This is a genomic window from Streptomyces sp. NPDC001902 (assembly GCF_042891295.1).
In the GTDB taxonomy this organism is placed as follows: domain Bacteria; phylum Actinomycetota; class Actinomycetes; order Streptomycetales; family Streptomycetaceae; genus Actinacidiphila.
Window position 1 is genome coordinate 37,090 of the sequence record NZ_JBIATA010000009.1, and the last position, 14,791, is coordinate 51,880.

Genomic DNA, 14,791 nt, shown 5'->3' on the forward strand with positions numbered 1-14,791 from the left:
ACGTGGCGGTGGATTCGGCGCCGTTGCCCGTGCGTTTCCCGGCGGTTACCGGGTGCTCACGCCCGCGCGGCGCGTGATCCCGGTGGCGCCGGACCGGCGCCCGGTGTGCCGGGGCAGTCGCCCGGACGCCGGGCGGCACCGGTCACTTCGGGGCTCGCCGCGGGGCCGATCGGCTGTGCGAGGATCGAGGCGTGAGCACCACGGGACGGCGTGTCGGGCGGCCGCGCGCGCAGACGCGGCCGGACAGCGGCCTGACCGCCCGCGAGGAACTCCTCGCCGCCGCGGCCGAACTGTTCAGCACGCAGGGCTACGCGGCCACCACGACCCGCGCCGTCGCCGAGCGCGCCGGGATGCGGCAGGCCTCGATGTACCACTACTTCAGCGGCAAGGAGGACCTCCTCGCCGCGCTCCTGGAGGGCACCGTCCGCCCGTCCCTGGACCTCGCGCACTCGCTCGTCGCCCGCACGGACGCCCCTGCCGAGGCCCGGCTGTGGGCGCTGTGCCGGGCGGACGTCGCCCTGTTGTGCGGGGGGCCGCACAACCTCGGCGCGCTCTACCTGCTCCCCGAGGTCCGTGCCGAGCGCTTCGCCGGTTTCCGCGCCGTCCGGGACGAGTTGAAGGCCGCCTACGCCGCCCTGCTGGCCGCGACGGTGCCGGGCGCCGCGCTCGGCGCCGCCGATCTCGCGGTCCGCGCCGACCTCGTCTTCGGCCTCATCGAGGGCGTCATCCTCATCCGGCGCGACAACCCGATCCCCGACGGGCCGGCCTTCGCCTCCGCGACCGCCGACGCGGCGCTGCGCGTCGCCGGCTGCCCGGACGGCGGCCTGGCCACCCTGCACCGCGAGGGCGAGGCCCTGCTGGCGGTGTGACGCGGCCCCTGCAGGTCAGTCCCCGGTCAGCCGGGCCGCCAGGGCGATCAGGTCGGCGACGCGCAGGACGCGGCCGGGCCAGCCCGGTACCGGCACGTGCAGGCGGGCCGTCCAGCGCTCGGGTACGGCCGCGAGGCCGTACACCGCGCCGGCGAGGGTCCCCGTGACGGCGGCGACGGTGTCGGTGTCGCCGCCCAGGTCGACCGCGGCGCGCAGCGCGGCCTCGAAGCCGCCGGTGGTCCGCACGGCCCAGACCGCGGAGCCGAGGCACGGCCAGACGGCGCCGTTGAACTCCGTGGCCAGGCCGGGGTGCCAACCGGGCGCGAGGACGGCGGCCCACCGCTCGTGGAAGGGCTCGGGGACCTGCGCCAGCGCGTCGGCCACGACCGCGGCGGCGACCGGGTCGCCGCCGTCGAGGGCCACGCGTACCAGGTCGTGGAGGATCGCGCTGCCCTCCCAGGCGGCGCGGTCGCCGTGGGTGAGGGCGGCGATCCTGCGTGCGGCGTCGAGGGAGGCCGCGCGTCCGTGTCCGGCGAAGTGGACGGCGGCGGGGGCGGCCCGCATCAGGGCGCCGTTGCCCGCCGCCCGGTGATGCGTCTGGAAGTGCACCGGCGCGGCCAGGTCCCAGGGGTCGCCGGAGGTCAGGACGGCCTCGGTCTGCAGGCCGATGTCCTTGGGGTCGGTGGCCGCCCACCGTACGAACCGCGCGAAGACGTCGGGGAGGTCGAGCGTGCCCGACTCCAGCAGGGAATCGGCCACGAGCACCGCCATCTGCGTGTCGTCGGTGGCCTCACCGGGGTCCCAGCCGCCGCCTCCGCACATCTCGTCACCCGCGCCCGGTGCGGGGAAGCGGGCGCTGAACGCGCCCGCCGGGCCGAACTCGAAGGGCGCGCCGAGCGCGTCGCCGACGGCCGATCCGACGATCGCGCCCGCAGCGCGCGCCTCACGGTGCGTCACTTGTCAGCGCCCGCGCGACTGCCATGCCCGGTGGTCCACGCCGACGGACGGCGCGCCGCGCCGCCCGGTCGCCCTCCGCGACGCGTGGCGGGCTCCGAGCCCGAGGCCGACGGGCAGGAGCACCGTGATGGGCAGTGAGGGCATGACGACCGGGGCGTGATTGCCCTCGGCGACGACGACGATGCCGAGTGCGGCGAGGGCCAGGACCACGGCGGTCCAGTGCGCGGATTTCACGGCTGTACCGTACGCGTCCGCCACGGCAGGCGGGGCATCGGGTCGGCCGCGGACGGGCTTGGGGCCGCGAGCGCCCGGCGCCCGGCGGGGGAGGCGCCTTGTCGGTTTGTCGACGAATAGTGAGTCGCCTCACCCCCCACGCCCGACGGATGGTGACCATGGGCCGGTGAGCCGCAGACGGTCGAGCCGGGTTCGCCGTTGAAGGCTGATCCCGGACGGCCGCCGAAGGCCGAGGGTGCCTTCGCATGGCCGGTGGGACTGCTCCTGTCGGGGATGGCGCTGCTCGTGTCGGGCGCGATCCTCGCCGGACTGCTGGTGGCCGTCGTCGCCGTCGTGTGGGGTCTGCGGGAACGGGGCAGGGTGGAGGCCGCGAAGCGCGCGAACGAGGAGTGGCAGCGGAAGACGATCTGCCTCGTGTGCAAGAAGCCGTTCGTTCACGTGGCGTGGCCCGGGCGCGTGTTCACGTCCCCGGCAGCTGTTCCTGCTCGACGTCGAAGCGCCCGGTCCGCGGTGCCGTGCCGAGTCCGTGTTTGCGCCGGCAGCCGCGGCCCCGGCCCCACAGCCGGGCGTCGTGCGCGGTGAGGGGCCGGTGGCAGTCGGCGCAGAGGACGGTCGGGCGCTCCTGCGCCGGCTGCCCGTCGGGCGACAGGCCGGGCAGGGGTGACGGCTCGGGTGCGGGTACGGCCATACGGCCAGTGTGGCAGCGCCGCCCCCCGGCCGCTGTCGGTGGCCGGTGCCACACTGGTGCCGCACGCCCCTCCCCGAGGTCGAGACGGGGAGGGGCGTCGTGCCGCCGAACTGCCGTGGCTACCGGGTCGGTTCCGGGAGGGCCTCGGCGAGGCGGGCGTTCTCCGCCGAGCGCCCCGGACGCGCCCTCAGCAGCCGCCACGCGACCCCCGCACCCACGCTGCCCAGCAGGAACAGCACGGTGAACCACTGGAAGTACCAGTGGCCGCCGGCCGGGTCGTAGACCGCCGCCCGCGGCCAGGCGAGGTTGACCGTCATGGCCAGCCCGTAGAGCAGGGCCAGCGCGTTGACGGGCAGGCCCCAGCGGCCGAGGGAGAACAGCGGGCGGCCCCGCTCGTCCGTCCCGCCGGCGCCGAAGCGCTCGCCGCGCAGCCGGCGCAGCAGCATCGGGCCGGTGACCATGGCGTAGGCCAGGTACAGCATGGCGATGCAGGTGGTGCCGATGGCCAGGAAGGCGTCCGGGGACAGGAGGTTGAGCAGGCAGAGCGCGGCCGCCGCGACACCGACGACGAGCGCGGGCGCGACGGGCATGCCGGTACGGGGCGAGACCCGGGACAGGCGGGCGGAGAACGGGAGGACGCCGTCGCGGGCCATGGAGAAGAGCATGCGGGTGCCGGCGGTCTGGATGGCGAGCGTGGCCACGGCGATGGCGACGGCGACGTCGGCGAGCAGGGCCTTCCCGACGCCCGCGCCGAGGCTGCTGGTGAGGACGTAGCTCAGGCCCTCCGTCGCGAGCCGCCCGTCGGTGAGGCTCGGGGCGGCGAGCAGTCCGCCGAGGAGGAGCAGTCCGCCGAGGGCGCCGGCCGCGGCGAGGGCGGTGAGGATGGTGCGCGGGGCGGTGCGGCGCGGCGAGCGGGTCTCCTCGCTCATCTCGCCGGCGCTGTCGAAACCGATGAGGACGTACGCGGCGGTGAAGGACCCGACGAGGAGCGCACCGACGGCGCCGCCCTGGCCGCCGGTGTGGAGGGTGACGCCGGGACCGCGCTCGGCGTGCGTGAACAGCAGGACGACGATGAGGCCCGCGCCGATGATCTCCGCGGTGACGCCGACGCGGTTGACGGCCGACATGACCCGGTTGTCGAGCGTGTTGACCACGGTCGTGAGGGCCAGCAGCACCACGCCGAGCAGCGCCGCGTTGGCCGCCCCGGTCGCGGTGGTGGGCGCCGGATCGCCGCCGAGGACCTGGAAGCCCGGCCAGATCGCGGGCAGGACGACCTGCAGGGCGAGCGCGGCGGCCGCCACGACCACCACCTGGCCGATCACCATGATCCATCCGGCGAACCAGCCCCACGTCGGTGTGCTGAGCCGGGTCGACCACTGGTAGATCGCCCCGGACAGCGGGTAGCGGGCGGCGAGTTCGGCGAAGCAGGCGGCGACCAGCAACTGCCCGGCGAGCACCGCGGGCCAGGTCCAGAAGAAGGCGGCACCGCCGGAGGAGAAGCCGAAGGCGAAGAACTGGAAGACCGTCGTCAGGACGGAGATGAAGGAGAAGCCCGCGGCGAAGGAGGCGTAGCGCCCCATGCTGCGGTGCAGTTCCTGGCGGTAGCCGAAGCCGGCGAGGGTGCCGTCGTCGGAGGCCGGCGGGGGCGGCGGGGGAGCGGAGGGCGCGGACGGTGCGGTGGTGGTCATGGCGGACCCCTGTCGCTGGATTCCTGTCGGGTGACAGAAATTAGGGGCGGTCCATTTCGCCCGCGTGTCACGTTCATGTCGGCGACGCTCCAAGGTGCTCACCGCCGTCGGGCGGGCGCGACCCTCCCCGCAATTCGCGATGTATCGCGCTTGTCAGGGAGGGTGACTCGCGATATGTTCGGTCACGGATATACGGATGCGAGTGCGAGGAGGTTCAGGGGCATGGCCAAGCGCCGCAAGCTCGGCAACCCGCTGGCCCTCGCCGTCATGGCGACGCTCGGCGAACGCCCCATGCATCCGTACGAGATCGCCCAGGTGCTGCGGCAGCGGGGCAAGGAGCAGAGCATCAAGATCAATTACGGCTCGCTCTACACCGTCGTGCAGAACCTCGAGAAGCACGGCTTCGTGGAGGTCACCGGCGTGCAGCGGCAGGGCAACCGCCCCGAGCGCACGCTGTACGGGCTGACCGAGGCCGGCCGGGAGGAGCTGCACGACTGGCTCGCCGACCTGGTCGCCGTTCCGGTGCGCGAGTACCCGGCCTTCGAGGCGGCGCTGTCGCTGCTGCTCGTGCTGCCCGCCGACGAGGTGGTCGACCTGCTCACCGAGCGGGTCGCGAAGCTGGAGGTGCAGGCGGCCGGCGTCCACGGCGTGCTCGCCAGGCTCCGGCACGACCTGCCGCGGATGTTCCTGATCGAGACCGAGTACCAGGTCCACATGCTCGAGGCCGAGGCGGAGTGGATCCGCGGCTTCCTCGGCGAACTCGAGAAGGGGACCGTCTCCGGCGCCGCCGAGTGGCGGCGCTGGCATGAGACCGGTGAGATGCCCGGAGCCTGGACGGAGTCCGAGGAGGGGGCCGGGGAATCGGCCACCGCGCGGCACTCCGGGGAGGAGCTGGGGAGGCGGGCCGGCCCCGACACGACACCGACATGAGGAACGCCCCCGGCGCTCGCTGCGGGAACAGCGTGCGCCGGGGGCGGTGACCCCGGACCGGACGGCTGCGGGAACAGTCGCCAGGCGATCGAGGTGCGGCACACCCAGGATAGCCCGGCAGTCCCCCCGCCGATCGGTCCGGCCTTTCGTGGAAGGCCCGTTCACCAGGGCCACCGTGCGGCCCGTCACGGGCCCGCGAACCGACCGATCACCGGGCCGTGCAGGCACGGCCCCCTTGGCAGGCGGAGGAATCTGTCATGAGCACACGCGCGCCCGCGATCGTGGCGCACGACCTCGTCAAGACCTATCCCGGGGACGTGCGCGCCCTCGACGGGATGGGCGTCACCGTGGAGACCGGCACCGTCTTCGGGCTGCTCGGCCCCAACGGCGCCGGGAAGTCCACCACGGTGAAGATCCTGACCACCCTGGCCCGTCCCGACTCCGGCACCGCCCTCGTCGCGGGTCACGACGCCCTGCGCCACCCCGACCGGGTGCGCCGGGCCATCGGTGTCGTCGCCCAGAGGTCGGGCGCCGACCCGGTCGCCACCGGCGCGGAGAACCTGCGGCTGCAGGGCCGGCTGTACGGGCTGCGCGGCGCCGCGCTCGACCGCCGCGTCGAGGAGCTCCTCACCCGCTTCGACCTGGCCGACGCCGCGGGGCGGCCGGTGAAGACCTACTCCGGCGGCATGCAGCGGCGCCTGGACGTCGCGCTCGGCCTGGTCCACCGCCCCGAGGTGCTGTTCCTCGACGAGCCGACCACCGGCCTCGACCCCGAGGCGCGCACCGCGATGTGGGAGGAGATCGCGCGCCTGGCGGGCGACGACGGCCTGACCATCCTGCTCACCACGCACTACCTGGAGGAGGCCGACCGGCTCGCCGAGCGCATCGCGATCGTCGACCGCGGCCGGGTGGTCGCCGAGGGCACCCCCGACGGGCTCAAGGGCGAACTGCGCGGCGACGCCGTGCACGTGGAACTGCGCGAGCCGGCCGGCCCGGTCGACGCCCACCTCCTGGAGACGGCGCTCGGCGAGTTCGCCGGCGTGCGCGAGGCCCGGCTGGACGGCCGCCGGCTCAGCGCCCGCGCCGACGACGGCGCCGCGGCCGTGCCGCACGTGCTCGCCGTCCTGGAGCGCGAGGGCGCCGCCGTCGCCTCCGTCACCGTCGCCCGGCCCTCGCTGGACGACGTGTACCTCCGCTACGCCGGGCGCCGGTTCGCCGACGCCGACACCGCCACCCCCGCGGCCGGGTCCGCGACCGTCCCCGCGCCCGCCGGAGGTGCCCGATGAGCGTCGCGCTCACCCAGACCTGGTACATGACGCAGCGTCATCTCATGGCGTTCTGGCGTCAGCCCGCGTACCTGCTCATCACCCTGGTGCAGCCGGTGATCTGGCTCTTCCTGTTCGGCGCGCTCTTCCGCCGCGTGGTGGAGCTGCCCGGCTTCGGCGGCGGATCGTACCTGGACTACCTCGTCCCGGGCGTGGTCGTGATGAGCGCGCTGTCCTCCAGCATGTGGGCCGGCATGGGCACGCTGGAGGAGATCGAGCGCGGCACCCTCAACCGCTTCCTCACCACCCCGGTCAGCCGCGCCGCGCTCATCAACGGCAACGTCGTCTCCCAGGGGCTCAGTACCGCCCTGCAGTCCGTCGTCATCGTCGCCCTCGGCAAGCTCGGCGGCGCCGACTACCCCGGCGGGGCCGTCGGGCTGCTGGTGCTCGTCGCGGCGTCGGTGCTGCTCGGCACGCTGGTCGGGGCGTTCTCCAACGCCATGGGCATGCTGGTACGGCAGCGCGAGAGCATCATCGGCATCAACACCTTCCTGCTGCTGCCGCTGACCTTCCTGTCCTCCGCCTTCATGGCGCCCGCGCTGATGCCGTCCTGGATGCGGCACGTCGCCGACGTCAACCCGATGAACTGGGCGCTCGTCGCGAGCCGTTCCGCGATGGCCGACAGCCCCGACTGGGGTGCGGTGCTCACCCGCGGCGGCGCGCTGCTGGTGGTGGCGGTCGCCGCGGTCGGGCTGTCGACCCGCACCTTCCGCTCGTACCAGAAGTCGGTCTGAGACCCGGCCGGTACGACGACCAGGCGTGACCCCACGGCGGGGTCACGCCTGGTGCGTACGCGACGTCAGGAAGCGAGCGCCCGTGGCGGCTCCTGCTCCTCCTCGATGCGGCGGTTCCACTCGGGCTTGGAGGCCTGCCAGCCGTCCTCGTCGTGGCCGGTGCGCCAGTACCCCGAGATCGACAGCCGCTCACGCGGCACGCCCAGTTCGACGCGCAGCAGACGACGCAGCTGCTTGACGAAGCCCGCCTCGCCGTGGACGAACGCCTGCACGTCACCCGGCGGGAACTCCAGCCCGGACACGACGTGGAGCAGGGCCTCGCCCACCGGCCGGGAGCCGCGGTGCACCCAGGTGACCTCGGCGTTGCCGGGCGTGGCGAGCTTCTGCTCCTCTTCCGGGCCGGAAACCTCGACGAACACCCGGGCGGGAGCCCCCTCGGGCAGCCGCTCCAGCGAGGCGGCGATCGCCGGCAGCGCGCTCTCGTCGCCCACGAGCAGATGCCAGTCGGCCGCGGAGCCGGGAACGTAGGCGCCGCCGGGGCCGAGGAAGAGCACCTCCTCGCCGGGCTGGACGCGCGCGGCCCACGGGCCGGCCAGGCCCTCGTCGCCGTGGTACACGAAGTCGACGGTCAGCTCGCGCGCCTCCGCGTTCCACCGGCGCACGGTGTACGTCCGGATGCGCGGCCACTGGTCGCGGGGGAACTCGGCGCGGATCCGCTGGATGTCGAACGGCTCGGGGTAGCGCACGCCCTCGACCGGGAACAGCAGCTTGATGTAGTGGTCGCTGTACTCGCCCACGGGGAATCCCGCCAGGCCCTCACCGCCGAGCACCACGCGGATCATGTGCGGGGTCAGCCGTTCCACGTGCTGCACCCGCGCGCGGTTGAGCTGCGGCTTCCTGCGCACCGGACGGTCTGCCATGAGCACACTCCTCGCACTAAGTTAGGCAAGCCTAACCCATCGGGCCGGTCCTGTGCAGCCCGGTCTCGGAAAGATCACGAGATCTTCGAACACCGGTTCCGATCCGCCGTTCTCCGATTTGGATGGGACGGACGCGATCCGACGCTACCCGGGAGGCCGGCGCACATGGGTTCCGACACCGCCACCGCGATCACCGCAGGACCGCGCGGGGTGCCGCTGCTGGGGAACCTCCCGCAGTTCGCCAAGGACCCGCTCGCCTTCTTCACCGCGCTCCGCGAGTGCGGGTCCGGGCAGGTTACCTGGGCCATGGGCCGCACCCCCGCGCGCTTCCTCAATGATCCCGCGCTCATCGGGGAACTGCTCTCGGCCCGCGAGTCCACCTTCTCGCTGCCCGACCTCGGCTGGTCCTTCCGCTACCTGATGGGCGAGGGGGTCGTGGTGGCCAAGGGCGCCGACTGGCGCCGCAAGCGTTCTCTCGTCCAGCCCTCGGTACGGCCCAAGCAGGTGCGCGCGTACGCGGCGACCATGGCCGACTGCGCACGGGAGGTCGCCGACCGCTGGAACGGGGGCGAACGGATCGACGTACGCCGCGAGATGACCGGGCTGACCCAGCGCATCGCCGTACGGACCGTGTTCGGCACCGACGCCGCCGTCCGCGAGGAGGTCATCGGCCGCTGCATGGACGCCGCCCAGCAGCAGATGGGCGCCGAGTTCCGCGGACTGGGCGCGATGCTGCCCGACTGGGTCCGCACCCCGGGGCGGATCCGCTTCAAGACCGCCGTCGACACCCTCGACGCCGAGGTCGCCCGGATCGTCGCCGTCCGCCGTGAGGCCGGCGGCGAACGCGACGACCTGCTCAGCCGGTTGCTGGCCGCCGTCGACGAACACGGTGTCCCGCTCACCGACAGGGAGATCAGGGACGAGACCGTCACCCTCTACAACGCGGGCCACGAGACCACCGCCACCACCTTGACCTGGGCCTGGCACCTGCTGTCCCGCAACTCTCAGGCGCGTGAGGCGCTCACCGAGGAACTGGACCGGGTGCTCGGCGGCCGCACCCCGGGCTTCGACGACTACGCGGAACTGCGCTGGACCGAGGCCGTCGTGAAGGAGACCCTGCGCGTGCGGCCCACGGTCTGGCTCAACCTGGCCGTCGCCGAGGAGGGCGCCGCCCTGGGCGGTGAGCCCGTCCCGGCGGGCACCCAGGTCTGGATCAGCCCCTGGGCCACCCACCGTGACCCGCGCTGGTGGCCGGAGCCCGAGGAGTTCCGCCCGCAGCGCTGGCTGGACGGGGCGCCCGACCCGGTCACCGACCACACCTGGTTCCCCTTCGGCGGGGGCACCCGGGCCTGCCTCGGGGCGCGCTTCGCGATGGTCGAGGCGGTGATCGTGCTGGCCACCCTCGGCAGCCGCTTCCACCTGGACACCGGCGACGAGGAGATCCGCCCCACCGTCGGCCTCACCCTCCAGCCCGACCGGGACGTCCTCGCCGTCACCCGGCCCGTTCCGGCCCCAGCACGCTGAGCAGCCGCTGCAGCGAGCCGCCCAGCCCCCAGCGCTCGGCCAGCGCGGCCAGCTCCTGGGGCCGGTGCGGCTCCCGCGGCAGCTGCGGGGTGAACTCCGGCAGCGGCACGTCGGAGGCCACCCGCACCACCTTGGGCGCGACGGCCACGTAGTCCCCCGCCTCCTGCAGCCGCTTGCGCTGCGCCGGGGTGACCTTCGAGGCGGGGTCGTGGGCGGCGGCCATGATCCCGGCCAGGTCGCCGTACGCCTCCAGCAGCTTCGCCGCCGTCTTCTCGCCGATGCCCGGCACGCCCGGCAGGCCGTCGCTCGGGTCGCCGCGCAGCAGCGCCAGGTCCGCGTAACCGGGACCGTCCACGCCGTACTTGGCGCGCAGCCAGGCCTCGTCCACCACGTCCAGCGAGCCGACGCCCTTGACCGGGTACAGCACCCGCACCCCGCGCGCGTCGTCCACCAGCTGGAACAGGTCGCGGTCACCCGTCACGATGTCCACCGGGCCGGGTGCCCGGCCGGTCAGGGTGCCGATCACGTCGTCCGCCTCGTAGCCGGCGACACCCACCCGGGCGATGCCCAGCGCGTCCAGCACCGCCTCGATCACCGGGACCTGCGGCGACAGGGTGTCCGGGACCTCCTCGACGTCCGAGCCGCCGGGGACCTCCTCGGCGACGCGGTGCGCCTTGTACGAGGGGATCAGGTCCACCCGCCACTGCGGCCGCCAGTCCGCGTCCATGCAGGCCACCAGGTCGTCGGGGGAGTGGTCGGCGACCAGGCGGGCGATGAAGTCCAGCAGCCCGCGCACGGCGTTGACCGGCGTGCCGTCCGGCGCGCGCACCGAGTCGGGCACGCCGAAGTACGCGCGGAAGTAGAGGCTGGCGGTGTCCAGGAGCATCAGGCGTCGAGTCACACGCCGATGATGCCGCACGCCGCCGACACCGTGACCTCCGTCACGGAACGGTTTGCTCCGCTTGGGTCGGGGCAGCCGCCGTCCCGGAGCGGGACAGGAGCGCTCCGCGACCTGCGTGCGGGGGCAGCCGGTCGTCCTCCCTACGACACGTGAGGTGTATGTGTACAGGCTGCAGGCAGAGCATCTGTACAAGGTGTTCGGTGCCGACCCCGAGGACGGCGTGCGCCGTCTGGAGGCCGGAGCCGGACGCGACGAACTGCGCGGGAGCGGTACGACCGCCGCGGTGATCGACGCGAGCTTCGACGTCCGCGAGGGCGAGATCTTCGTCGTCATGGGCCTGTCCGGATCGGGCAAGTCCACGCTGCTGCGCACGCTCAACGGGCTGAATCCCCCCACCGCGGGGCGGGTGCTCTTCGACGGCCGGGACCTCACCGCACTCAGCGCCCGCGAACTGCGCCGCGTGCGCTCGCACGGCATCAGCATGGTCTTCCAGCACTTCGCGCTCTTCCCGCACCGCAGCGTGCTCCAGAACGCCGCGTACGGCCTTGAGGTGCAGGGCGTGGGCCGCAAGGAACGCGAGGAGCGCGCCGCGCGGGCCCTGGAACTCACCGGCCTGTCCGGCTGGGGCGACTCCTGGCCCGACGAGCTGTCCGGCGGCATGCAGCAGCGCGTGGGCCTGGCCCGCGCCCTGGCCACCGACGCCGACGTGCTCCTCATGGACGAGTCCTTCAGCGCCCTGGACCCGCTGATCCGCCGTGACATGCAGGACCAGCTGATCGAGCTGCAGCGCAGCCTGAAGAAGACCATCGTCTTCATCACCCACGACCTGAACGAGGCCATGCGCCTCGGCGACCGCGTCGCCGTCATGCGCGACGGGCGCATCGTCCAGATCGGGTCCCCCGAGGACATCCTGCTGCGCCCCGCCGACGAGTACGTCAGTTCCTTCGTGCACGACGTCGACCGCTCCCGCGTGCTGACCGCCGGCACCGTCATGGAGCCCCCGCACCGCCCCGACGCGGGCGACTGCCGCTGCGAGACGGTCACCCCGCGCACCGCGCTGGCCGACGTCCTGCCGGTCAGCGCGCGGGTCCCGCACCCCGTGGCCGTCCGCGACGAGGCCGGCGACGTGGTCGGCGTGATCGCCAAGGACCGGCTGCTGGCCGCGCTCGGCGACCACGACGGACCGGTGACGCCGTGCACCGACGACACGGCGCAGGCGGCCGTCCCGCACGCCGAGGCCGCCGGGCCGCAGGACGCCGCGCCCAGGGTGCCGGGCCGGCCGCGGAAGGAGGCGGCGCGTGCCTAGGCTGCCCCTCGGCGACTGGACCGACAGCGCCGTCACCTACCTGCGCGACCACTTCGGTCCGCTCTTCGACCTCATCAGCGCCGTCGTCTCCGGCATGTACGACGGTCTGGACGCCGTCCTGCAGGCCCCCGCACCGCTGCTGCTCGCCGGCATCCTCGCGGTCCTCGCGCTGTGGCTGCGCGGTCTGACCGCGGGCGTGCTCTCCTTCGCGGGCCTGGCCGTCGTCGTCTCCGTTCAGCAGTGGGACGAGGCCATGGACACCCTGTCCCTGGTGCTGGTCGCCACCGTGATCACCATCGTGCTCGCCGTGCCGCTCGGCATCTGGTCGGCGCGCAACCGCACCGTCTCCGCCGCCCTGCGCCCGGTGCTGGACTTCATGCAGACGATGCCCGCCTTCGTCTACCTGATCCCCGGCATCTTCTTCTTCGGCGTCGGCCAGGTGCCCGGCATCATCGCCACCATCGTCTTCTCCCTGCCGCCGGGCGTGCGCATGACCGAGCTCGGCATCCGGCAGGTCGACGGCGAGCTCGTCGAGGCCGCGGAGGCCTTCGGCACCGCTCCGCGCAGCACGCTGCTGCGGGTGCAGCTGCCGCTCGCGCTCCCCACGATCATGGCGGGCGTCAACCAGGTGATCATGCTGGCGCTGTCCATGGTCGTCATCTCCGGCATGGTCGGCGGCGGCGGTCTGGGCGCCTCGGTCTTCACCGCCATCAGCCAGGTCGACATCGGCCTCGGCTTCGAGGCGGGCCTGTCCGTGGTCATCCTCGCCATGTACCTGGACCGCGTCACCGGCGCCCTCGGCACCCGGGTCTCCCCGCTGGGCCGGCGCGCGATGGCCGCGGCCGCCTCCCCGCGCGGCCTGCAGCTGTGGAAGTACCGCCCGCAGACCTCCGTCGCCGTCGTCGGCATCGTCGCCCTCGCCCTGGTCGCCGGCGGGGTGAACGTCTTCGGCGCCGCCGACGAGGGGACCGCCGTCCCCGAGGCCGACGACGTCGGCAAGGGCCGCCAGGTCGACATCGGATACATCCCCTGGGACGAGGGCGTCGCCTCCACCTACCTGTGGAAGGAGCTGCTGGAACGCCGCGGGTACGAGCCGAAGGTCACCCAGTACGACGTCGGCGCCCTGTACACCGGCATGTCCGCGGGGCGGGTCGACTTCGAGACCGACTCCTGGCTGCCCGTGACGCACCGGTCGTACTGGGAGAAGTACAAGAACGAGCTGGACGACTACGGCTCCTGGTACGGCCCCACCTCGCTCGAACTGACGGTGCCGTCCTACGTCAAGGGCATCGACTCGCTGGCCGACCTCAAGGGCAAGGGCAAGCAGTTCGGCGGCCGGATCATCGGCATCGAGCCGGGCGCCGGGATGATGAAGATGCTCAACGACACCGTCCTGGACAGGTACGGCCTGGAGGGCGAGTACGAGGTCACCACCGGCTCGACCGCCAGCATGCTCGCCCAGCTCGACCGCTCCATCAAGGCGAAGGAGCCCGTCGTGGTCACCCTGTGGTCCCCGCACTGGGCCTACGACGAGCACAGCCTGAAGAAGCTGAAGGACCCGCTCGGCGCCTGGGGCGAGGGCGACGGCATCCACACCCTCGCCCGAGGCGGCTTCGCCGGCGAGGAGCCGAAGGTCGCGAAGTGGCTCCAGGACTTCAAGCTGAGCGAGAAGGAGCTGACCGGGCTGGAGGGCGCCGTCCACAAGGCCGGCCAGGGCCACGAGCAGGACGGCGCCCGCGACTGGCTCGACGCCCACCCCGGTCTCACGGACCGGCTCGCCCCGGTCGGCTGACCGGACCCCGACGCCGGACGGCGCGGCACCCGGCACGTCCCCTCCCTCGTGCCGGAGCCGCGCCGTCCGGCCCTCCCCGTCCCGCGGGGATGGATACGGTGGGGGACATGACCCGTCGCGACTCCGGCCCCGCACGGCGTGTGGTCTCCCTCGTCCCCTCGCTCACCGAGGCGGTGGCGACCACGGCGCCCGCCCTGCTCGTGGGCGCGACCGACTGGTGCAACCAGCCGGCCGACCTGCGCGTCACGCGGGTACGGGGCACGAAGAACCCCGACATCGCGGAGATCGTGCGGCTCGCTCCCGACCTGGTGATCGCCAACGAGGAGGAGAACCGCGAGCCCGACCTCGCGGCGCTGCGCGCGGCGGGGCTGACGGTGCTGGTCACGGAGGTGCGCAGCCTTCCGCAAGCCTTCCGGGAACTGCACCGCGTCGTCGTCGAGGCCTGCGGCCTGCCGCGCCCGGTCTGGCTCGACGCCGCGGAGAAGACCTGGGCGTCGCTGCAGCCCGCGGCCCACCCCCGCAGGGCCGTCGTGCCCGTCTGGCGCCGGCCGTGGATGGTGCTCGGCCGGGACACCTTCGCCGGCGACCTGCTGGCCCGGCTGGGCGTCGAGAACGTTTACGGGACCCACCAGGAGCGGTATCCGCGGGTGCCGGTCGACGAGCTCACCGGCAGCGGGGCGGACCTCGTCGTGCTCCCGGACGAGCCGTACCGGTTCACCGCGGACGACGGGCCCGAGGCGTTCCCGGACATACCCGCGGCCCTGGTCAGCGGCCGTCACCTCACCTGGTACGGCCCGTCCCTGGCCGAGGCGCCGGCCGTGCTCGCCGCCGCCCTCGCCCCGCCGGCCCCCGCCGGGCCCGCCCCCGCCCGGCGCGGCGGCTGACCCGGGGCGCCCGCGCCGTGGAAGCCCCCCGGCGCACGC

14 protein-coding genes are annotated in these 14,791 nt (G+C 73.8%); 8 read left to right on the top strand and 6 right to left on the bottom strand.

Annotated elements, in window-relative coordinates; all coding sequences use genetic code 11:
- The first annotated feature begins 191 nt into the window (after positions 1 to 191).
- Positions 192 to 869, top strand: a complete 678-nt coding sequence (locus ACFYYN_RS16870; protein ID WP_500546423.1) for a TetR/AcrR family transcriptional regulator — start codon at positions 192 to 194, stop codon at positions 867 to 869.
- A 15-nt stretch (positions 870 to 884) separates the two neighbouring features.
- Here the strand turns inward: ACFYYN_RS16870 and ACFYYN_RS16875 are convergent, their stop codons facing one another.
- From ACFYYN_RS16875 to ACFYYN_RS16890, 4 genes are all read right to left on the bottom strand, one after another.
- Entirely contained in the window at positions 885 to 1,826 is a 942-nt protein-coding gene (locus ACFYYN_RS16875; RefSeq protein WP_500546424.1) for an ADP-ribosylglycohydrolase family protein, read from the bottom strand.
- A gap of 3 nt (positions 1,827 to 1,829) precedes the next feature.
- Positions 1,830 to 2,060, bottom strand: a complete 231-nt coding sequence (locus tag ACFYYN_RS16880) for a hypothetical protein (RefSeq protein ID WP_500546425.1) — start codon at positions 2,058 to 2,060, stop codon at positions 1,830 to 1,832.
- 460 nt (positions 2,061 to 2,520) lie between these two features.
- Positions 2,521 to 2,748: a DUF6011 domain-containing protein gene (locus tag ACFYYN_RS16885; protein WP_500546426.1), complete on the bottom strand. Its 228-nt coding sequence runs from the start codon at positions 2,746 to 2,748 to the stop codon at positions 2,521 to 2,523.
- A gap of 119 nt (positions 2,749 to 2,867) precedes the next feature.
- Complete coding sequence (locus ACFYYN_RS16890) at positions 2,868 to 4,436, bottom strand: amino acid permease (protein ID WP_500546427.1); 1,569 nt, start codon at positions 4,434 to 4,436, stop codon at positions 2,868 to 2,870.
- A 222-nt stretch (positions 4,437 to 4,658) separates the two neighbouring features.
- Between ACFYYN_RS16890 and ACFYYN_RS16895 the strand changes: the two genes are divergently transcribed.
- The 3 genes from ACFYYN_RS16895 to ACFYYN_RS16905 all read left to right on the top strand — a co-directional run bounded on the left by ACFYYN_RS16895 (position 4,659) and on the right by ACFYYN_RS16905 (position 7,425).
- Entirely contained in the window at positions 4,659 to 5,366 is a 708-nt protein-coding gene (locus tag ACFYYN_RS16895) for a PadR family transcriptional regulator (protein WP_500546428.1), read from the top strand.
- A 257-nt stretch (positions 5,367 to 5,623) separates the two neighbouring features.
- Positions 5,624 to 6,652: an ATP-binding cassette domain-containing protein gene (locus ACFYYN_RS16900; RefSeq protein ID WP_500546430.1), complete on the top strand. Its 1,029-nt coding sequence runs from the start codon at positions 5,624 to 5,626 to the stop codon at positions 6,650 to 6,652.
- Positions 6,649 to 7,425, top strand: a complete 777-nt coding sequence (locus ACFYYN_RS16905) for an ABC transporter permease (protein WP_500546431.1) — start codon at positions 6,649 to 6,651, stop codon at positions 7,423 to 7,425. The genes ACFYYN_RS16900 and ACFYYN_RS16905 overlap by 4 nt, the downstream gene beginning before the upstream one ends.
- Positions 7,426 to 7,490: 65 nt before the next feature.
- On the opposite strand, the gene ACFYYN_RS16910 is transcribed toward ACFYYN_RS16905, so the two are convergent.
- Positions 7,491 to 8,345: a siderophore-interacting protein gene (locus ACFYYN_RS16910; protein WP_500330625.1), complete on the bottom strand. Its 855-nt coding sequence runs from the start codon at positions 8,343 to 8,345 to the stop codon at positions 7,491 to 7,493.
- Between the two features lie 165 nt (positions 8,346 to 8,510).
- On the opposite strand from ACFYYN_RS16910, the gene ACFYYN_RS16915 reads away from it, so the two are divergent.
- Positions 8,511 to 9,869, top strand: a complete 1,359-nt coding sequence (locus ACFYYN_RS16915; protein ID WP_500546432.1) for a cytochrome P450 — start codon at positions 8,511 to 8,513, stop codon at positions 9,867 to 9,869.
- Here ACFYYN_RS16915 and ACFYYN_RS16920 read toward each other — a convergent pair.
- Positions 9,838 to 10,755, bottom strand: a complete 918-nt coding sequence (locus ACFYYN_RS16920) for a 5'-3' exonuclease (protein ID WP_500436493.1) — start codon at positions 10,753 to 10,755, stop codon at positions 9,838 to 9,840. The genes ACFYYN_RS16915 and ACFYYN_RS16920 overlap by 32 nt on opposite strands.
- 175 nt (positions 10,756 to 10,930) lie before the next feature.
- Here ACFYYN_RS16920 and ACFYYN_RS16925 point away from each other — a divergent pair, with 175 nt between their 5' ends.
- The 3 genes from ACFYYN_RS16925 to ACFYYN_RS16935 all read left to right on the top strand — a co-directional run bounded on the left by ACFYYN_RS16925 (position 10,931) and on the right by ACFYYN_RS16935 (position 14,752).
- The gene (locus ACFYYN_RS16925; protein ID WP_500546555.1) at positions 10,931 to 12,076 is read left to right on the top strand and encodes a quaternary amine ABC transporter ATP-binding protein; all 1,146 of its coding nucleotides are present in this window, start codon (positions 10,931 to 10,933) and stop codon (positions 12,074 to 12,076) included.
- Positions 12,069 to 13,868, top strand: coding sequence for an ABC transporter permease/substrate binding protein (locus tag ACFYYN_RS16930; RefSeq protein ID WP_500546434.1), 1,800 nt, complete (start codon positions 12,069 to 12,071; stop codon positions 13,866 to 13,868). The genes ACFYYN_RS16925 and ACFYYN_RS16930 overlap by 8 nt, the downstream gene beginning before the upstream one ends.
- 107 nt (positions 13,869 to 13,975) lie before the next feature.
- Positions 13,976 to 14,752 carry a helical backbone metal receptor gene (locus ACFYYN_RS16935; protein WP_500546435.1) on the top strand — a complete coding sequence of 259 codons (777 nt, stop codon included), beginning with the start codon at positions 13,976 to 13,978 and terminating at the stop codon, positions 14,750 to 14,752.
- Positions 14,753 to 14,791: the final 39 nt, after the last annotated feature.